Here is a 19784-nt window from a genome sequence, read left to right as displayed (position 1 = left end):
TCTCAGTCCTTGAGGTGCAGCACAAACGATTCATACGGGCGCAGCGAGACCTGGCTCGAGCGCTGTGGGCAGTCGTTGTAGTTGCTGATCAGCAGGCGTTGCTCACTCGCCGCCGTCAGCAGGCCATCGGGCAGTTCGATCTGGCATGGCGTGCCGTAGAAGTTGTTCAGCACCAGCAGGCGTTCGCCGTGGCCTTCGCGCAGGTACGCCCAGACCTGGGTGTGCTGTGGCAGCAGTTGGCGGTAAACGCCTTCCTGAATCAGCGGCTCATGCCGACGCAGCTTGATCAGCGCACGGTAGTGATGCAGTACCGATTGCGGGTCATCCAGCTCGCTTTGCACGTTGATCTGCGCGGCGTTGGCCGGGATGCCGATCCACGGTTCGCCGCGACTGAAGCCAGCGTTTTGCTCGGCATTCCATTGCATCGGTGTGCGGCTGTTATCGCGGGACTTCTGCATGATCGCCGCCATGCTCGATGCCTCGGACTCACCGGCCTCACGCTTGAGCCGATAGATGTTCAGCGTCTCGACATCCCGGTATTGGTCGATGGTGTCGAAGCCCGGATTGGTCATGCCCAACTCTTCACCCTGGTACACGAAAGGCGTGCCCTGGAGGAAGTGCAGCGCAGTGGCGAGCATCTTCGCCGAGACCACGCGGTGCTCGCCGTCGTCACCAAAACGCGAGACCACCCGCGGCTGGTCGTGGTTACACCAGAACAGCGCATTCCAGCCGCCACCGGCCTGCATGCCGAGTTGCCAGTCGGACAGAATCTGCTTGAGTTGCAGGAAGTCGAAGTCGGCCGCGACCCACTTCTGCAGGTTCGGATAATCGACTTTCAGGTGGTGAAAGTTGAAGGTCATCGACAGCTCTTTCGACTGTGGATTCGAATAACGAATGCAGTGCTCAAGGCTGGTGGACGACATCTCGCCGACGTTGATCAGGTCATGCCCCTCGAACACTTCGCGGTGCATTTCCTTCAGGTATTCATGCACGTTCGGGCCGTCGGTGTAGAAGCGCCGACCGTCGCTGTTGTCTTCCGGAAAATCCGCCGGCTTGGAGATCAGGTTGATCACGTCCAGGCGGAAACCGCCCACACCCTTGTCGCGCCAGAAGCGCATCAGCTTGAACACTTCGGCGCGCACCTTGGGGTTGTCCCAGTTCAGGTCGGCCTGGGTGTGGTCGAACAGGTGCAGGAAGTACTGGCCGGTCTGCGCCTCGTATTCCCAGGCCGAGCCGCCGAACTTGGACTCCCAGTTGTTCGGCTGGTCGCGCCAGATGTAGAAGTCGCGGTACGGGTTGTCGAGGCTGCTGCGGGCCTGCTGGAACCACTCGTGTTCGATGGAAGTGTGGTTGACCACGATGTCGAGCATCAGCGTGATGCCGCGCTTGGCGGCTTCGCTGATCAGCAAGTCGCAATCGGCCATGGTCCCGTAGCTCGGGTCGATGGCGTAGTAGTCACTGATGTCGTAGCCGTTGTCGCGCTGGGGCGAACGCAGGAACGGGGTGATCCACAGGCAATCGACGCCCAGCCACTTCAGGTAATCGAGCTTGTCCACGATGCCCAGCAGGTCACCGGTGGCGTTACCCGCGTGGCTGTGGAAGCTTTTGGGGTAGATCTGGTAGATCACCGAATGTTGCCAGTTTTGCATGACGGGTTCCTTCAATCTGGAAATGCGATCAACTGTGGGAGCTGGCTTGCCTGCGATAGCGGTAGATCAGGCGACCCGGTATCCGGGCCGGACAATTTTCATGCTCAACACACAGGTCAAAACAAACGGCACGACAATCGCGACGACCATGCCGATGACAAAACTTGGGATGTACTGCGGGATGATCGAGATGAACCCGGGCAAGCCACCGACGCCGATGGCCGAGGCCTGCACCTTGTTCAGCGAGAGGAAAATACTGCCCAGCGCCGAGCCGGTCAGCGCCGCGTAGAACGGAAACTTGAAGCGCAGGTTGACCCCGAACATCGCCGGCTCGGTGATGCCGAAGTAGGCGGAAATCGCCGAGGTGGACGCCATGCTCTTGTCCCGCGCATTGCGGCTCATGTAGAACACGCCGAGCGCCGCGCTGCCCTGGGCCAGGTTGGACATGACGATCATCGGCCAGATAAAGGTGCCGCCCTGGGTGGAGATCAGTTGCAGGTCCACGGCGAGGAACATGTGGTGCATGCCGGTGATCACCAGCGGTGCATACAGCAGGCCGAAGATTGCGCCGCCGACCATCGGCGCCAGGTCAAACAGGGTGACCACGCCTTCGGTGATCAGGATGCCCAGGTGGCGGGTCACCGGGCCGATGATCGCCAGCGCCAGTACGCCGGTGACGACGATGGTAGTGATCGGCACCACCAGCAACTGAATGGCATTCGGCACCCGTGCCCGCAGCCATTTCTCAATCACGCTCATCACGTAGGCGGCCAGCAGGATCGGCAGGATCTGGCCCTGGTAGCCGACCTTCTCGATCTTGAACCAGCCGAAAATATCGAAGTACGGCAGGCTCTGGCCGTCGAGGCCGGCGACCGCCTTGCCGTAGTTCCAGGCGTTGAGCAGATCGGGGTGCACCAGCATCAGGCCGAGGACAATGCCGAGGATTTCACTGCCACCAAAGCGCTTGGCCGCCGACCAGCCCACCAGTGCCGGCAGGAACACGAACGAGGTGTTGGCCATCAGGTTGATCAGGCTCCACAGGCCATCCAGGTTCGGATAGGCGTCGAGCAAGGTCTTGTCCGCGATGAACATGCCCTTGGCGCCCATCAGGTTGTTCACCCCCATGAGCAAACCGGCAATGATCAGCGCCGGCAAAATCGGCATGAACACGTCGGAGAACACCCGCACCAGGCGCTGCATCGGGTTTATTTTGTCGGCGCTTTTCTGTTTCACGTCCGCGATGGTCGACGCGGCGAGGCCCGTTTGCTCACGCAGGGCGGCGTAGACCTTTTCCACTTCGCCGGGGCCGATCACGATCTGGAACAGGCCGCCGGTGAAGAACGAACCCTTGACCAGATCGACCTGGTTCAGCTCGCCGCTGCTGGCCAGGCTCGGGTCCTTGAGGGCCAGGCGCAAGCGGGTCACGCAGTGGGCAGCTTGCTCAAGGTTGTCGCTGCCGCCGAGGTTCTTGAGAATCTCGCGGGCAATATTCGGATAGTCGTGGCTCATGCTTGGTATCCACTCTGGTTTTTTTTATTGGGCGGTCATAGGCAGCACGCCGAAGCCAAAAGTACTCGTCTGTACGAGTTAAAGCAATAACTCGTATGTACGAGTTTGAAAATGATTAATTTTCTGTTTTTTGAGTCAGAAATTTCCGAGTTCTACAATGGGTTGCATGGACAAACCCCATCGCTGCCACTAAGGTTCCTGCCTTGAACGCCAACGCGGCACAGAGCCCTTCCCCATGAGTAAATACAACCAGATCTATACCGATCTGCTTGCCAGCATCACTACCGAACGCCTGCAACGCGGCACGCGCCTGCCCTCCGAAACCGAATTGATGGACGCCTACCAGGCCAGCCGTGGCACGGTACGCCGGGCGATTGAGCAATTGCAGGAGCGCGGCTTCGCGCAAAAGATCCACGGCAAGGGCACCTTCGTGCTGTCACCCAACCCCATCGAGTTCCAGCTCGGCGGTATCGTCAGCTTTCGCGAGACCCATGCCGCCCTCGGCGACGACGTCAGTACCGAAGTGGTGGAGTTCAGCCAGTTCCCGCTGGAAGGCCCGTTGATGCAGCACATTGAGGCCGAAGCTGGCAGCCTCATCACCCGGGTCAAACGGGTGCGGCGGATCGATGGCAAACGAGTGATCCTCGACATCAACCACTTCGTCGCCGACCTGATACCGGGGCTGGATCGGGAGATTGCCGAGCAGTCGATCTATGCGTTTATCGAACAGACCTTGCAGCTGCAGATCAGCTATGCCCAGCGCACCATCGAAGCGCTGCCACGGGGAAAGGACGATCAGACACACCTGGACCTCGAAGGTCAGAGCCATGTGATCGTGGTGAGCAACCAGACGTTTTTGCAGGATGGACGGCAGTTCGAGTACACCGAGTCGCGGCATACGCTGGATAAGTTTTACTTTTCGGATATTGCGCGGCGGTAGACAAACGCCAGAAACACAAAACCCCGGCACCAGGCCGGGGTTTTGTTATTCAGCGCTCACCTGCTACGGCAGGATCATTCCCACTCAATCGTCGCCGGCGGCTTGCTCGACACGTCATAAGTCACGCGCGAAATACCTTCGATCTCATTGATGATACGGCCGCTGACAGTCTCCAGCAGTTCGTACGGCAGGTGCGCCCAACGGGCGGTCATGAAGTCGATGGTTTCCACCGCACGCAGGGCCACAACCCAGGCGTAACGACGGCCATCGCCAACCACGCCAACCGATTTCACCGGCTGGAACACTACGAACGCCTGACTGACCTTGTGATACCAGTCGGCCTTGCGCAGTTCTTCGATGAAGATGTGGTCGGCGCGACGCAGCAGGTCGGCGTATTCCTTCTTCACTTCACCGAGGATCCGCACGCCCAGGCCCGGGCCCGGGAAGGGGTGGCGGTAGACCATGTCGTACGGCAGGCCCAATTCCAGGCCCAGACGACGGACTTCGTCCTTGAACAGTTCGCGCAGTGGTTCTACCAGCTTGAGGTTCATTTCCTCAGGCAGGCCGCCCACGTTGTGGTGGGACTTGATCACGTGGGCCTTGCCGCTCTTGGCGCCGGCCGACTCGATCACGTCCGGGTAGATGGTGCCCTGGGCGAGGTACTTGATGTTGTCCAGTTTGTTGGACTGGGCATCGAATACGTCGATGAAGGTGCGACCGATGATCTTGCGCTTCTTCTCCGGGTCGGACTCGCCGGCCAGGTTGTTCAGGAACTGATCTTCAGCGTTGGCGCGGATCACCTTGACGCCCATGTTCTCGGCGAACATGGCCATCACTTGCTCGCCTTCGTGCAGGCGCAGCAGGCCGTTGTCGACGAAGACACAGGTCAGTTGGTCGCCGATGGCCTTGTGCAGCAGCGCCGCAACCACGGAGGAGTCAACGCCGCCGGACAGGCCCAGCAGGACGTTGTCGGTGCCGACCTGGGCACGTACGTTGGCGATGGCGTCTTCAGCGATCTTCGACGGGGTCCACAGGGCTTCGCACTGGCAGATGTCGAGGATAAAGCGCGACAGGATGCGACCGCCTTGCTTGGTGTGGGTCACTTCCGGGTGGAACTGCACGCCGTAGTAGCCGCGCTCGTCGTTGAACATGCCGGCAATCGGGCAGCTCGGGGTGCTGGCCAGGATGTGGAAGTCTTCCGGCATCCGGGTGACCTTGTCACCGTGGCTCATCCATACGTCGAGGCCAAACAGGCCGTCGGCGTCGATGTGGTCTTCGATGCCGTCCAGCAGGCGGCTCTTGCCGACTACGTCGACACGGGCGTAACCGAATTCACGCAGCTCGGAACCTTCAACCTTGCCGCCCAGTTGCTCGGCCATGGTCTGCATGCCGTAGCAGATACCGAAGACCGGCACGCCCAGGTCAAACACCGCCTGCGGGCAACGCGGGCTGTTGGCTTCGTGCACGGACTCGGGGCCGCCGGCGAGAATGACGCCTTTTGGAGCGAATTCGCGAATCGCTTCGTCGTCCATGTCGAACGGATGCAGTTCGCAGTACACGCCGATTTCACGCACGCGGCGGGCGATCAGCTGAGTGTACTGGGAACCGAAGTCGAGGATCAGGATGCGGTGGGCGTGAATGTCGAGGGCCATGAGATCAGTCTCGTCTAATGAATCAGAAACAACTCGGGGCTGAATAAGACAGCCCCGGTTACTTAACTATTTGCTGGAAGCATCAACCTACGCGGTAGTTTGGCGCTTCCTTGGTGATCTGTACGTCGTGGACGTGGGACTCGGCCATGCCGGCACCGGTGATCCGCACGAACTCAGGCTTGGTGCGCATTTCTTCGATGTCGGCGCTGCCGGTGTAGCCCATCGAGGAACGCAGGCCGCCCATCAGTTGATGGATGATGGCGCTCAGGGTGCCCTTGTACGGAACACGCCCTTCAATGCCTTCCGGTACCAGCTTCTCGGCGCCCGCGGAGGAGTCCTGGAAGTAGCGGTCGGAAGAGCCTTGAGCCTGGGACATGGCGCCCAGGGAACCCATGCCACGGTAAGCCTTGTACGAACGACCCTGGAACAGTTCGATCTCGCCCGGCGCTTCTTCAGTACCGGCGAACATCGAGCCCATCATCACGCAGGAAGCACCGGCGACGATGGCCTTGGACAGGTCACCGGAGAAACGGATGCCGCCGTCGGCGATCAACGGTACGCCAGTGCCTTCAAGGGCCGCGGCGACGTTGGCGATGGCGCTGATTTGCGGCACGCCTACACCGGCCACGATACGGGTGGTGCAGATCGAGCCAGGGCCGATACCGACCTTGACCGCATCAGCACCGGCTTCGGCCAGGGCCTTGGCGGCAGCGCCGGTGGCAATGTTGCCGCCGATCACTTGCACGTCAGGGAAATTCTGTTTGACCCAGCGAACGCGGTCGATCACGCCTTTGGAGTGACCGTGGGCAGTGTCGACCACCACCACGTCAACACCGGCAGCCACCAGGGCCGCTACACGGTCACCGGTGTCTTTGCCGGTACCGACCGCAGCGCCTACGCGCAGACGACCCTGATCGTCCTTGCTGGCCAGCGGGTAAGCCTTGGCTTTTTCGATGTCGTTGACGGTCATCATGCCCTTGAGGGCGAATTTGTCGTCGACGATCAGTACGCGTTCGATGCGGTGCTTGTGCAGCAGCTCGCGCACATCGTTCTTGTCGGCGCCTTCCTTGACAGTAACGAGGCGCTCTTTAGGCGTCATCACTTCACGGACGGTGACTTCAAGGCGGTTCTCGAAACGCACGTCACGGGAAGTGACGATGCCGACCAGGTCGCCATCGTGCAGCACCGGAACGCCGGAGATGTTGTGCAGGCGGGTCAGGTCGAACAGGTCACGAACGGTGGCATCGGCCTCGATGGTGATCGGGTCCTTGACCACACCGGCTTCGTAACGCTTGACCTTGCGAACTTCGGCAGCTTGCTGCTCGATGGTCATGTTCTTGTGGATGATGCCGATGCCGCCTTCCTGAGCCATGGCGATTGCCAAACGGGCTTCAGTGACGGTGTCCATGGCAGCGGAAACCAGAGGAATATTCAGCTCGATGCCACGGGTTAGGCGGGTCTTGAGACTGACTTCGTTAGGAAGCACCTCGGAATAACCGGGCACTAGGAGAATGTCGTCGAATGTCAGAGCTTCTTGGCTGATACGCAGCATCGCGGGGGCTCCCGAGCGGGAAAATGGAAGCGCGCCATTATAGTCAGACACCCCCTCGGGTTCAATGTAAAACTCTGACAAACTTGGTAATACTGATAGATGGATGATTTTTGCAGCACTGATCGTTCCCACGCTCTGCGTGGTAACGATCACATCGGATTAAAGTTCGACTTTGACCCAACTCATCTTCTGGTCCAGCCAGTCGGCAAATTCGTCGATAAAACTCTGCTTGAACCCCGCCTCCGCCCAGTTATTGAAGATGAATCCCAGGTTGGAAAAGCCGCATTCCTGCAGGAACAGGAAACCGTTGATGTCGTCCTCATGCCCACACAGCGGGCAGGTGAAGTTATCGGTGTGGCCGGGCATCCAGTCTTCCAGGCTTTCGAACAGGGCTTCGCCGACTTCCTTGAGGCACTCGGGACAGCCGGCCTCTTCCAGGAAGCCTTTGGCCGGGGTGTAGATGCAGCGCTTGTAGATGATCTCCAGGCCGTTGATCGGCTCGTTGAACGGCAGCGCGTCGGGGTGCAGCACCACGGCGCGGGCACCGTCGGCCAGGGCATAGCCCATGCGGTTGCCGGTGCGCCCGCAGGTGGTGAGTTCTTCCTTGACGATGTTCTTGCGCACCAGCCAGCGCACGATCGCCCGGGCGCGGGGTTCGTGGACGGGTAGCGTGGAGATTTTCGGGACAAGGATGCTTTGGGAATTCATGGGAGTCCTGCGGCGTGGCTACTGGCGCCTTCGCGAGCAAGCCCGCTCCCACAGGGGGAATGCGTTCCAAATGTGGGAGCGGGCTTGCTCGCGAAGAGGCCCTGAAGGCTGGCAGCTTAATCCCTGAAACAATCAGGTCAAGTACTCAAGTAACGGGCAATCAAGGCAATGCCACTGGCCAGCACCAGCCAGGTCACCAACCGCACAAACGCCTCGCGGGACATGCGCAGGGTCAACCGCCGCCCCGCCCACAGCCCGAGCGCCATGGCCGGCAACAGGCACACCGCCAACATCAACAAGGGTAGCTCGGCATACACGCCCGCGATCAGAAACAGGCTCAGGCGCACCACCGTGCTGCAACTGATCAACGCACTCTGGGTCGCCCGCGCGCCATCCTTGGGCAATCGGCTGTTGAGGTAGATCGCATACAGAAAGCCGCCACTGCCAAACAACGCGCCAAACAGCCCGCCGACAACCCCCATGGGAATCGCCCAGCCGGCTGCCATCTGCGTGGGCTTGGCCTTCACCGCCAGGCTGTAGATCGCATAGGCGCTGATAAACAGCCCCATCAACAGCAGCAATAAATCAGAGTGCAGGTTGAGCAGGAAGATCACCCCAAGGGTGCAGCCAATCGCCATGCACGGCAGTAGCCTGAACAACTCCGGTTTCACCACATCCCGGCGCGATTGCAGAAGGTTGCCGAAGGCCGCGACAAAATCCAGCAGCACCAGCAAGGGGATGATCTTCGACAGCGGCATGAACAGAATCAGGATCGGCCCCGCCACCAATGCGGTACCAAAGCCTGCAATGCCGAACACGATATACGCCAGGGCAATCGCCACGCCTATCACCAGCCAGTCCACACCGCCAAACGACCAATGACTCAACAGCTCGACCGGACTCATGACGTATTCCTTATTAGAGATGGCCATCACTTTAGCCATTGGCAAGCGTTGCGACTAATATCTTCAAAGCCCATCACTCATCTCGAAAAGGCATGACTTGTGATTTCCACCCGGCAATTGCGTTACTTCGTCGAAATCGCCGAGAGCGGCAGCTTCAGCGCAGCGGCCGAGCGGCTGTTTGTGGCGCAATCGGCACTGAGCCGGCAGATCAAGGAGCTGGAAAACCTGCTGCAAACGCCGCTGTTTGAACGCACTGCGCGCCAGCCACGGCTGACGGCTGCGGGCGAGGCTTTTTATCCGCGGGCACGCAACCTGCTGGGCGAACTGCTCAAGGCCAGTGAGATGGCGACGCAAGTGGGCAATGGACAGCTCGGCACGCTGCGAATGAGCCATTCGAGCACGGTGCCGATGAGTGGCCGCCTGCTGCGCGGCATCGGTGCCTGGCTGGAACGATGCCCGGGCGTGTCGATGGACATCGCCAAACTGTCCTCCGAAGCCCAGTTGGAAGAAATCGCCGACGGCCGACTGGAGGTCGGGCTGTTGCGCTTACCGGTGTTGCGCCAGCGCGAAGGCGTGCGCATCGTGCCTTTATATAGCGAAAGGCTGTTGCTGGCCGTGCCGCCGAACCACCGGTTGGCCGGGCACACATCCGGTATCGATTTGGCGCAACTGAAGAACGAAGCGTTTATCTCGATCCCTCACCCCCAGCGCGGAGGGCTGAGTTACCTGTCAGCCGAGTTGTGCATGCGTGCAGGATTTTTCCCCAAGGCGGCGCGGGTGATGTCGCGCAAGACCACGCAGCTACAGCTGATCCAGGCCGGATTCGGGATCGCCTTGCTGCCGGAGTCGATGCAGGACATTGCGCCGGCCAACATTCATTTTTTACCCCTGGCCGATCCCGATTGCCAAAGCACCGTCGCCCTCGCCTGCCAGCAAACGCCGAGCGCGCTGGTGGAGCAGTTCTGTCAAACCCTGCACGAATGCCTATAAACTGCCGCCCATGATTAAAGATCCCTTTGCCCGTCTGGGCCTGGACCGCGAAGTCCTGACTGTCAGCCAGCTCAACGGCCGCGCGCGGGTGTTGCTGGAAGACGTGTTCACCAATATCTGGGTCGAAGGCGAGATCTCCAACCTCGCCCGCCCGGCCTCCGGCCACGTGTATTTCACCCTCAAGGACAGTGGCGCCCAGGTGCGTTGTGCGCTGTTCCGGCAGAACGCCGCACGGGTGCGCCAGGCGTTGAAAGACGGCCTGGCGGTGAAGGTGCGGGGCAAGGTCTCGCTGTTTGAGGGCCGTGGCGACTATCAGCTGATTCTCGACACGGTGGAGCCGGCCGGTGACGGCGCACTGCGCCTGGCCTTCGACGCGCTGAAGGAAAAACTCAGCGCCGAAGGCCTGTTCAGTGCCGAGCGCAAGGTGCCGCTGCCCGCACACCCACGGCGCATCGGGATTATCAGCTCGCCCACCGGTGCGGTGATTCGCGACATCATCAGCGTGTTCCGTCGCCGGGCGCCCAACGTGGAACTGACGTTGATCCCGACAGCCGTACAAGGTCGTGAAGCCGTGGCGCAGATCGTCCGCGCACTGAAGCTGGCCGATGCACGCGGCTTCGACGCGCTGATCCTGGCCCGTGGCGGCGGGTCGCTGGAAGACCTCTGGTGCTTCAACGAAGAAGCCGTGGCGCGTGCCGTGGACGCCTGCGTGACGCCCATCGTCAGCGCCGTTGGCCATGAGACCGATGTGTCGATCAGCGACTTTGTCGCCGACGTACGCGCCCCAACGCCTTCCGCCGCTGCCGAGCTGTTGGCGCCGGACTCCAGCCACCTGACTCGCCAGGTAGAGAACCTGCACCGCCGCCTGGTGATGCTGATGCGCAACCGCCTGACCCACGACCGCCTGCGCCTGGAAGGCATGGCTCGTCGCCTGCGTCACCCGGGCGAGCGCCTGCGCCAACAGGCCCAGCGCCTGGATGACCTGGACATGCGCCTGCGGCGTGCCTTCGAGCGCAGCCTCAACACCCGTCGCGAGCGTTTGATCCGCCTGGAAACCCGCCTCGCCGGCCAACACCCCGGCCGCCAACTGGCGCTGCTGCGCCAGCGCCTGGACAGCCTTGCCGAACGCCTGCCCCGCGCCATGCGCGAAGGCCTCAAGGCCCGTCGCCTGCAACTGCAAAGCCAGGTGCAGACGCTGCACGTGGTCAGCCCGCTGGCGACGCTTGGACGCGGCTACAGCATCTTGCTCGACGAACGCGGCCAGGCGATTCGCAACGCCGCGCAAACCCACACCGGCCAGCGCCTGACCGCGCGCCTCGGTGAAGGCCAATTGCAGGTACGGGTGGAAGACAACCACCTGACGCCCGTCACCCTCTCGTTACTGGATTGATTGATGCCACGCTTTTTAAGTTTGTTGATGCTGCTGTGCCTGACCTTTAACGCCCATGCCGACAGCTACATCACCCGCCTGCTGAACAAGCCGGTGCCCGGTGGCGTGGCGGTGGTCGACCTCGGCACTTCGGCCACGGCGCCCAAAGCCACCTACATGAACCGCCCAGTGCTGGTGGTGAAGGAGCAAAACAGCTGGCTGGCGATTGTGGGCATCCCGCTGACGGTCAAGCCCGGCACCCAACGCATCACCAGCGGCAGCCAGAACCTGCCGTTTGTCGTGGGCTTCAAGAAATACCCCGAGCAGCACATCACCCTGAAGAACAAGAGCCAGGTGAACCCGGACCCGGCGCAACTCAAGCGCATCGAAGGCGAGCTGGCGGTCCAGCTCAAGGCGTATCGCAGTTTCAGCCCGAACACGCCGAGCAACCTGCTGCTGGACAAGCCGGTGAACGGGCCGCTGTCGAGCAAGTTCGGCGTACGACGTTTCTTCAATGGCGAGGAGCGGAATCCGCATTCCGGCCTGGACTTTGCCGTGGGCGCCGGCACGCCGATCAAGACCCCGGCAGCGGGCAAGGTGATCCTGACCGACAACTACTTCTTCAACGGCAACACCGTGTTTGTCGACCATGGCCAGGGCTTTATCAGCATGTTCTGCCATATGTCGAAGATTGATGTGAGCGTGGGCCAGCAACTGGCTCGTGGTGCAGTGGTGGGCAAGGTCGGTTCCACCGGCAGGGCGACCGGGCCGCATATGCATTGGAACATCAGCCTGAACGACGCACGGGTGGATCCGGCGATCTTTATCGGCGCGTTTCAGCCCTGACGCTCAATTGCGCACCCGGCAACGGGTGCGCAAACAAAACAACCCCGCGCACAATTCTTAACCATAAAATCTCGTTTTCCTCAGCAATAGCAGAACTTCTCTCAATTTTTTCCGACTGCTTGCCATCTTTCACCCCGGCGGTTAGGGTTGGACCTATGAAAACCTCTCACACCCTCATTCAGCTCCGCCAGCACCGCAGCCTGTGCCTAGTCAGCGCACGACTGCCAGGCTGAATCGATCTGCCTCGTCTTCTGCTTTATCCCCAATAACAGTTTTACGGCAGGCCGCCTTTTCTCGGCCCCTAGACAAAGGATTTCCCGATGAGCATGCTCAAAGACCCGTCTTCGAAGTACCGCGCGTTCCCGACCATTGATATCCCGGACCGCACCTGGCCTTCGAAAACCATCACCACCGCGCCGATCTGGTGCAGTTCCGACCTGCGCGACGGCAACCAGTCGCTGATCGAACCGATGGACGCGGTGAAAAAGCTGCGTTTCTGGAAGACCCTGGTCGCCGTCGGTGTGAAGGAAATCGAAGCCTCCTTCCCGGCCGCATCGCAAACCGATTTCGACTTCGTGCGCACCCTGATCGAAGACAATCACATCCCCGCGGACACCACCATCCAGGTGTTGACCCAGGGCCGTGAAGACTTGATCGCACGCACCTTCGAATCCCTGCGCGGGGCGAAGAAAGCCATCGTTCACTTGTACAACGCCACCTCGCCGTCGTTCCGCCGCATCGTGTTCAACCAGGACAAGGATGGCATCAAGGCGATCGCGGTCAACGCGGCCAAGCTGTTCGTCAAATACGCCGCCCAGCAACCGGAAACCCAGTGGACCTTCGAATACTCGCCAGAGACGTTCAGCGCCACTGAGCTTGAGTTCGCCAAGGAAGTCTGTGACGCGGTGATCGAGGTCTGGAACCCGACGCCTGAGCACAAGGTGATCCTCAACCTGCCAGCCACCGTCGAGTGCGCCACCCCGAACATTTATGCCGACCAGATCGAGTGGTTCGGTCGTCATATCAACCGTCGCGACAGCGTGATCATCAGCCTGCACACCCACAACGACCGTGGCACCGGCGTAGCCGCTACCGAGTTGGGCCTGATGGCCGGCGCCGACCGTGTCGAAGGCTGCCTGTTCGGCAACGGCGAGCGTACCGGTAACGTCGACCTGGTCACCGTGGCCTTGAACATGTACACCCAGGGCCTCGACCCTCAGCTGGACTTCTCCGACATCGACGGTATTCGCAAAGTTGTCGAAGAGTGCAACCAGATCCCGGTGCACCCGCGTCACCCGTACGTCGGCGACCTGGTTCACACCGCCTTCTCCGGCTCCCACCAGGACGCGATCCGCAAGGGCTTTACCCAGCAGAAAGACGACGCCTTGTGGGAAGTGCCGTACTTGCCGATCGACCCGGCCGACATCGGCCGCAGCTACGAGGCGGTGATCCGCGTCAACAGCCAGTCGGGCAAAGGCGGCATCGCCTACCTGCTGGAGCAGGAATACGGCATCAGCTTGCCGCGCCGCATGCAGATCGAGTTCAGCCAGGTGGTACAGGCCGAAACCGACCGAGTGGGCCTGGAGATGACGGCCGCGCAGATCTACAGCTTGTTGCAGCGTGAATACCTGCAAGCCAACATTCCTTACGCGCTGGTCAGCCATCGCTTGCAGGAAGAGAACGGCAACAGCTCGGTGGAAGTTGAAGTCTCCGGCAAAGGCCAGGGCGAAACCAACCTGCGCTGGCACGGCAAGGGCAACGGCGCCCTGGAAGCGCTGGTGGCCGGGCTGCCGATTGGTGTGGAGATCATGGATTACAACGAACATGCGATTGGCGCCGGCACCAATGCCAAGGCGGCGGCCTACATCGAGCTGCGAGTGAACGGTGAGCGTCCGGTGCACGGCGTGGGCATTGATGAAAACATCACCACGGCGAGCTTCAAGGCGGTGTTCAGCGCGCTGAACCGCTCGTTGAGCCAGCTGGAAGCGAAAGCGGCATAAACACTGACCGCTGAAATGCGAAAGGCCCCGGGATGAGAATCCAGGGGCCTTTTTATTGGAATTTGTGGTGATTTTCAGGGCCTCTTCGCGAGCAAGCCCGCTCCCACATTTTGACCGCGTTCTTTCAGGTAGCGCAGGACGAATGTGGGAGCGGGCTTGCTCGCGAAGGCAATCTATAAGGCGGCGAAAATCCTTCAGGTGAACTCGAAGCTGTCCGCATCCAGGTTCGCCGGGAAGCGTGTGCGGTACTCCGCCAATTCCGCTGCGTCCAGGCACACCTGGAACACCCCGTCCGCCTCCCCTGCGCTCAGCAGGCTTTCGCCCTGGAAGTCCACGACCTGGCTGTCGCCGGTGTAGGCAAAGCCCTTGCCGTCCGTGCCCACCCGATTCACCGCCGCCACGTAGCACAGGTTTTCAATGGCCCGTGCCGGCAGCAGACGGTTCCAGTGCTGGCGACGTGCGCCCGGCCAGTTGGCGGTGTACAGCAGCAAGTCAGTGTCCTGGGCGTCACGACTCCACACCGGGAATCGCAGGTCGTAGCAGATCAACGGACGAATCCGCCACCCCTTGAGTTCGAACTGCACCTGGCGCTCGCCGGGGGTGTAGTGGTCGTGTTCACCGGCCATACGGAACAGGTGACGCTTGTCGTAGTGCAACACCTCACCATCCGGTCGCGCCCACAGCAGGCGGTTGCGGTGACTGCGGTCGGCGGCCTGGATGATCACGCTGCCGGTGATCACCGCGTTGTACTTCTTCGCCTGGGCCTGCAGCCATTGATGGGTGGGGCCGTTTTCAGGCTCGGCGAGGGTTTCCGATTCCATCGAGAAACCGGTGGTGAACATCTCCGGTAGCACGATCAGGTCGGCACCCTTGGCCTGTTCCAGCAGCAGTTCAAAATGCTCCAGGTTGGCCTGGCGGTCGTGCCAGGCCAGGGTGGTTTGCACCAGGGCGATGTTCAGGTTGGGCAGTGCACTCAGATCACGCATAGTTTCTCGGCTGCTTGACGCAGCGTCTCCTCGCGTTTGGCAAAGCACAGTCGCACCAGGCGCTGGCCTTGCGGTGGGTTCCGGTAGAACACCGAGACCGGGATGGTCGCAACGCCGTGTTCGCGGGTCATCCACAGCGACATGGCGACGTCATCCAGGTCCGGGCGAATCTGTGAGTAATCCACCAATTGAAAGTAGGTACCGGCCACCCGGGTAAAGCTGAAACGCGACGGTTCCAGCAGGTCGCAGAACAGGTCGCGCTTGGCTTGATAAAAAGCCGGCAGCTCCTCGACGTGTTCCGGGTGTTCGGCCATGAAGTCTGCCAAAGCGTACTGCAACGGGGTCACGCCGCAAAAGTTGACATATTGATGCACCTTGCGCAGCTCGGCGCTGAGGGCTGGCGGCGCGACCACGTAGCCGGTTTTCCAGCCGGTGACGTGGTAGGTCTTGCCGAACGAACTGACCACAAACGCACGCTGATACAGCTCTTCGTGGGCCAACACGCTGACGTGGGGCACACCGTCGAACACCAGGTGCTCGTAGACCTCGTCGCTGACAAGGTATATGTCGCGGTCGCGGATCAACTCGGCCAACTGGTCCAGCTCGGCACGGCTGATCAGGGCACCGGTGGGGTTATGCGGGCTGTTGAGGATGATCATGCGGGTGCGCGGCGACAGCGCAGCGCGCAGTTGCTCGAAGTCCAGGGCGAAATCATCCAGGCCCAGTTGCACGTGTACGCAGCGACCGCCTGCCAGTTCCACAGAAGGCTCGTAGCTGTCGTAGGCCGGATCGAACACGATGACTTCATCACCGCTGCGGATCACCGCCTGGATCGCACAGAAGATCGCTTCAGTGGCGCCTGGGGTGATGGTCACTTCGCTGTCGGCATTCACCGTTGCGCCATAGCTGCGGGCGATCTTGGCCGCCACTTGCTGGCGCAGTACCGGCAGGCCGGTCATGGGGGCGTATTGGTTATGGCCCAGGGCAATGTGTCTGCCCACTCCATCGAGCAACTCCTGGGGCCCGTTAAAGTCGGGAAAGCCCTGGGACAGGTTGAGCGCACCGGTTTCGGCAGCGAGTTGCGACATGGTGGTGAAGATGGTGGTGCCGACATTCGGCAGCTTACTGGTGATCATCGGTGCGCCCCTTGCGGTGAGCCCCAAGTTTTAAGCTGCATGCCGCGAAGGGTCAACCGCCAGGCACAAAAAAGGGCTCCGAAAGAGCCCTTTTTCAACCGATCAGGATCAGCGCTTGTCGCGGCGCTTTTTGTCGGCCTTCTTGTGGTGCGTCATCATCCGGCGCTTTTTGTTTACCTGGCGGTCGGTGAGGCTGTTCTTGTTACCTTCGTACGGGTTCTCGCCACCCTTGAACTCGATACGGATCGGCGTACCGACCAGTTTCAAGACACGGCGGTAGGTATTTTCCAGGTAACGCACGTAGGACTTCGGCACCTTCTCCAGCTGGTTACCGTGAATCACGATAATCGGCGGGTTGGCACCACCCAAGTGAGCGTAGCGCAGCTTGATCCGACGGTTGTTGACCATCGGCGGCGCGTGCTCGCTGACCGCATCTTCAAGAATCTGGGTCAGGCGGTTGGTCGGCCAGCGGGTAACCGCGGACTTGAACGAGTTCTGCACCGAGGCGTAGAGGTTACCCACGCCGGTACCGTGCAGTGCCGAGATAAAGTGGATATCGGCAAACTCGACGAAGAACAGGCGACGCTGCAGCTCGACCTTGACGTAGTCGCGCTCGCTCGGCGTCATGCCGTCCCACTTGTTGATCGCAATCACCAGGGCGCGACCGGCTTCCAGGGCAAAGCCCAGCAAGTTCAGGTCGTGGTCTACCACGCCTTCGCGGGCGTCCATGACGAAGATCACTACGTTGGCGTCTTTGATCGCCTGCAGGGTTTTCACCACGGAGAACTTTTCAACTTCTTCGTGGATCTTGCCGCGCTTGCGCACACCGGCAGTGTCGATCAGCGTGTACTTCTCGTCGTTACGCTCGAACGGGATGTAGATGCTGTCGCGAGTGGTGCCCGGCTCGTCATAGACGATTACCCGGTCTTCACCGAGCATGCGGTTGACCAGGGTCGACTTGCCGACGTTCGGACGGCCGATGATCGCGATCTTGATACCGTCTTTTTCGCTTGGGCCAGGAATGCGCTTGGCTTCCTCGCCTTCGGCAACGATTTCTTCTTCGCCTTCGACTTCATCCACGTCATCACGCGGGAAGTCGCGCAGGGCGATTTCCAGCATCTGGGTGATGCCGCGACCGTGGGCACCGGCGATCGGGATCGCATCGCCCAGGCCCATCGGGCTGAACTCGGCCCGGGCCATTTCAGGATCGATATTGTCGATCTTGTTGGCCACCACGTAGGAACGCTTGTTGCGCTTGCGCAGGTGCTCGCCAATCATCTGGTCTGCAGCGGTGTAGCCCGCGCGGGCGTCCACCAGGAACAACACGACATCAGCTTCTTCAATGGCCAGCAGCGACTGCTCGGCCATCTTTTCGTCCATGCCATGCTCGTCACCGGAGATACCACCGGTGTCGACAATAATGTAGGAGCGCCCTTGCCACTTTGCCTCACCGTATTGGCGATCACGGGTCAGACCGGACAAGTCGCCGACGATGGCGTCGCGAGTCCTGGTCAGGCGGTTGAACAAGGTGGACTTGCCGACGTTCGGTCGGCCCACCAGGGCGATTACGGGAACCATGCGGCTCTCCACTTCGTTATTTCAGAAAATACAAAAGCCGCTGCAAGGCAGCGGCTGGTGCTCGGGGCAGCGCTCGAAAGCGCCGCATGCCCTGCCGAAGCAGGGCCGCCTGGGAATTACCCCAAGCATAGTCAAACCATTACTTGATGGTCAGCGCTTCCAGTTTGCCGCTGTTGCCATACACGTAAAGCATGTTACCTACCACCAGCGGACGGGCACGCAGGCCGTCGCTGTCGATACGTTCGCGACCCACGAAGCGACCGTCCACCTGGCTCAGCAGGTGCAGGTAACCTTCAAAGTCGCCTACCGCTACGTAGCTGGAGAACACTTCCGGTGCCGACAACTGACGGCGGGCCAGGGAGTCGTTGCTCCACAATGCAGTGGTGGAACGCTCGTCGACACTTTCAACGGTGCCGGACGCCAGGCTTACGTAGACGCTGCCAAACCCTTGGGCGACACCGGCGTAGCTGGAAGCATCACGCTGCCAGTTGATCCGGCCGCTCTGCACGTCCAGCGCCGCAACACGGCCCTGATAAGTAGCGACGTAAAGGGTATCACCCGACAGCAGCAAGCCACCGTCGATGTCCACTACGCGGTCCAGTTCCGAACGACCTTGAGGAATCGCGACCCGGGTTTCCCAGGCCGGCACGCCGTTCTGGGTGTCCAGGGCGACCACTTTACCGGTCGACAGGCCTGCCAGTGCCAGGTTGCTGGTCACAACCGGACCGCTGGTACCGCGCAAGGTCAGGACCGCCGGCGTGCTGTCATACAACCAGCGCTGGTTACCGGTGGCGGCGTCGAGGCCGATCACACGGTCATCCTGGGTCTGCACGACAACCACGTCACCGTTGGTAGCCGGTGGCGAGAGCACTTCACTGGTCACGCGAGCGCGCCATTTCTCTTCACCGGTGCTCGAATCCAGTGCCACGACGTCGCCTTTCAGCGTGCCGAGCATCACCAGGCCAGAACCCACGCCAACGGCGCCGGACACAGGCAGTTCGAGGTCTTTCTTCCACTTGACGTCGCCGTTCATGCGATCCATGGAGACCACAACACCGGTGGAATCAGCGGCGTAGATAGTGTCACCGTCGATCGCCGGGACCATCAGGTTGTACAGATCGCCCTGACCGTCACCAATGGAGCGGCTCCACTGCTTTTGCAGGACCACTTCTTCCTTGAAGCTGGTCAGCTCGGCCGGAGGCAGTTCTTTTTTGCTGTTGCTGCTGCAACCCGCGGCCAAAACGGCCAGAGCCAGCAATGCTGCATGTTTCCAACGGATCACGTCACGCATCCCCTTTGGCCAAGTCGTCGAGCTTGATTTGTAAGCCACCGACCGCCGCTTCATCAGACAGCGCCGCCTTGGCTTTTTGGTACGCAGCATTGGCTTCGTCGGTACGACCCAATTGGACCAGGAGGTCGCCCTTGAGCTCTTCACGAGTGGCCAGGAATGCCTTGTCAGCATCGCCGTCGAGCAGTTTCAGTGCTTCGTCGGCCTTGTTCTGTGCCGCCAGTACCTGAGCCAGACGCTGACGTGCGATTTCACCCAGTGTCGGGTTGGCCGGCTTGTCGGTGATGGCTTTCAGCTCGGAGGCAGCGTCATCCAGCTTGCCGTTGTCGACCGCAACTTTTGCGACGAACAGGCTGCCGTATTGCGCGTAGGTGCTACCGCCGAATTCGCTCTTCAGCTTGCCGGCCAGGTCTGCAACCTGGGCCAGGTCAGGCTTGCCGTTTGGCGTCAGCGTGGTTTCCAGCAGTTGCTGATAGATAATCGAGGCGCCTTGCGACTGGTTAGCCTGATACTTGTGCCAGGCTTGCCAGCCGAACACCACTACTAAAGCCAGCAAGCCGCCAGTGACCAGGGGCTTGCCGTTGCGCTGCCACCAGTCTTTGAACTCGGCCAGCTGGTCATCATCAGTACTCGACACCCCAATACTCCTTAATCGCTAAATCGGCTGTTTGACAGC

16 protein-coding genes are annotated in these 19784 nt (G+C 60.8%); 5 read left to right on the top strand and 11 right to left on the bottom strand.

What is annotated here, in order from left to right:
- Window positions 1-2: 2 nt before the first annotated feature.
- On the bottom strand, window positions 3-1649 hold the full coding sequence (gene treC / locus V6607_RS05725; RefSeq protein WP_134325804.1) for an alpha,alpha-phosphotrehalase: 1647 nt from the start codon (window positions 1647-1649) through the stop codon (window positions 3-5).
- A gap of 66 nt (window positions 1650-1715) precedes the next feature.
- Complete coding sequence (gene treP, locus V6607_RS05720) at window positions 1716-3158, bottom strand: PTS system trehalose-specific EIIBC component (protein ID WP_003209632.1); 1443 nt, start codon at window positions 3156-3158, stop codon at window positions 1716-1718.
- A 235-nt stretch (window positions 3159-3393) separates the two neighbouring features.
- Between treP and treR the strand changes: the two genes are divergently transcribed.
- Window positions 3394-4098, top strand: a complete 705-nt coding sequence (gene treR / locus V6607_RS05715) for a trehalose operon repressor (RefSeq protein ID WP_003209636.1) — start codon at window positions 3394-3396, stop codon at window positions 4096-4098.
- Between the two features lie 74 nt (window positions 4099-4172).
- Here treR and guaA read toward each other — a convergent pair whose 3' ends face one another.
- From guaA to V6607_RS05695, 4 genes are all read right to left on the bottom strand, one after another.
- Window positions 4173-5750, bottom strand: a complete 1578-nt coding sequence (gene guaA, locus V6607_RS05710; protein ID WP_003209644.1) for a glutamine-hydrolyzing GMP synthase — start codon at window positions 5748-5750, stop codon at window positions 4173-4175.
- Between the two features lie 82 nt (window positions 5751-5832).
- Window positions 5833-7302 carry an IMP dehydrogenase gene (guaB, locus tag V6607_RS05705; protein ID WP_003209646.1) on the bottom strand — a complete coding sequence of 490 codons (1470 nt, stop codon included), beginning with the start codon at window positions 7300-7302 and terminating at the stop codon, window positions 5833-5835.
- Window positions 7303-7461: 159 nt separating this feature from the next.
- Window positions 7462-8010 (bottom strand): hypothetical protein, encoded by a 549-nt coding sequence (locus V6607_RS05700; RefSeq protein WP_003209647.1) that lies wholly within the window; start codon window positions 8008-8010, stop codon window positions 7462-7464.
- A 137-nt stretch (window positions 8011-8147) separates the two neighbouring features.
- Window positions 8148-8915 (bottom strand): sulfite exporter TauE/SafE family protein, encoded by a 768-nt coding sequence (locus V6607_RS05695; protein ID WP_003209649.1) that lies wholly within the window; start codon window positions 8913-8915, stop codon window positions 8148-8150.
- A 99-nt stretch (window positions 8916-9014) separates the two neighbouring features.
- Here V6607_RS05695 and V6607_RS05690 point away from each other — a divergent pair, with 99 nt between their 5' ends.
- The 4 genes from V6607_RS05690 (at window position 9015) to leuA (ending at window position 14120) form a co-directional block, all read left to right on the top strand.
- Window positions 9015-9905: a LysR family transcriptional regulator gene (locus V6607_RS05690; protein WP_003209651.1), complete on the top strand. Its 891-nt coding sequence runs from the start codon at window positions 9015-9017 to the stop codon at window positions 9903-9905.
- 10 nt (window positions 9906-9915) lie between these two features.
- Window positions 9916-11295, top strand: a complete 1380-nt coding sequence (xseA, locus tag V6607_RS05685; protein ID WP_003209653.1) for an exodeoxyribonuclease VII large subunit — start codon at window positions 9916-9918, stop codon at window positions 11293-11295.
- A 3-nt stretch (window positions 11296-11298) separates the two neighbouring features.
- Window positions 11299-12120 carry a peptidoglycan DD-metalloendopeptidase family protein gene (locus tag V6607_RS05680; protein WP_134325803.1) on the top strand — a complete coding sequence of 274 codons (822 nt, stop codon included), beginning with the start codon at window positions 11299-11301 and terminating at the stop codon, window positions 12118-12120.
- Between the two features lie 320 nt (window positions 12121-12440).
- Window positions 12441-14120: a 2-isopropylmalate synthase gene (gene leuA, locus V6607_RS05675; protein WP_102605673.1), complete on the top strand. Its 1680-nt coding sequence runs from the start codon at window positions 12441-12443 to the stop codon at window positions 14118-14120.
- A 194-nt stretch (window positions 14121-14314) separates the two neighbouring features.
- Here the strand turns inward: leuA and V6607_RS05670 are convergent, their stop codons facing one another.
- The 5 genes from V6607_RS05670 to V6607_RS05650 all read right to left on the bottom strand — a co-directional run bounded on the left by V6607_RS05670 (window position 14315) and on the right by V6607_RS05650 (window position 19745).
- The gene (locus V6607_RS05670) at window positions 14315-15106 is read right to left on the bottom strand and encodes an amidohydrolase (RefSeq protein WP_008438274.1); all 792 of its coding nucleotides are present in this window, start codon (window positions 15104-15106) and stop codon (window positions 14315-14317) included.
- Window positions 15094-16242, bottom strand: a complete 1149-nt coding sequence (locus V6607_RS05665) for a pyridoxal phosphate-dependent aminotransferase (RefSeq protein ID WP_003209660.1) — start codon at window positions 16240-16242, stop codon at window positions 15094-15096. Before V6607_RS05665 ends, V6607_RS05670 begins: the two co-directional genes overlap by 13 nt.
- A gap of 108 nt (window positions 16243-16350) precedes the next feature.
- The gene (der, locus tag V6607_RS05660; RefSeq protein WP_003209661.1) at window positions 16351-17820 is read right to left on the bottom strand and encodes a ribosome biogenesis GTPase Der; all 1470 of its coding nucleotides are present in this window, start codon (window positions 17818-17820) and stop codon (window positions 16351-16353) included.
- 139 nt (window positions 17821-17959) lie between these two features.
- Window positions 17960-19111, bottom strand: a complete 1152-nt coding sequence (gene bamB, locus V6607_RS05655) for an outer membrane protein assembly factor BamB (protein WP_003209662.1) — start codon at window positions 19109-19111, stop codon at window positions 17960-17962.
- A complete protein-coding gene (locus V6607_RS05650) occupies window positions 19104-19745 on the bottom strand; it encodes a tetratricopeptide repeat protein (protein WP_003209663.1) in 642 nt (213 codons plus the stop codon). The genes bamB and V6607_RS05650 overlap by 8 nt, the downstream gene beginning before the upstream one ends.
- Window positions 19746-19784 lie beyond the last annotated feature (39 nt).

Source organism: Pseudomonas sp. KK18 (genome assembly GCF_037094675.1).
Classification (GTDB): Bacteria; Pseudomonadota; Gammaproteobacteria; order Pseudomonadales; family Pseudomonadaceae; genus Aquipseudomonas.
This window is presented reverse-complemented; position numbering and strand designations above follow the sequence as displayed.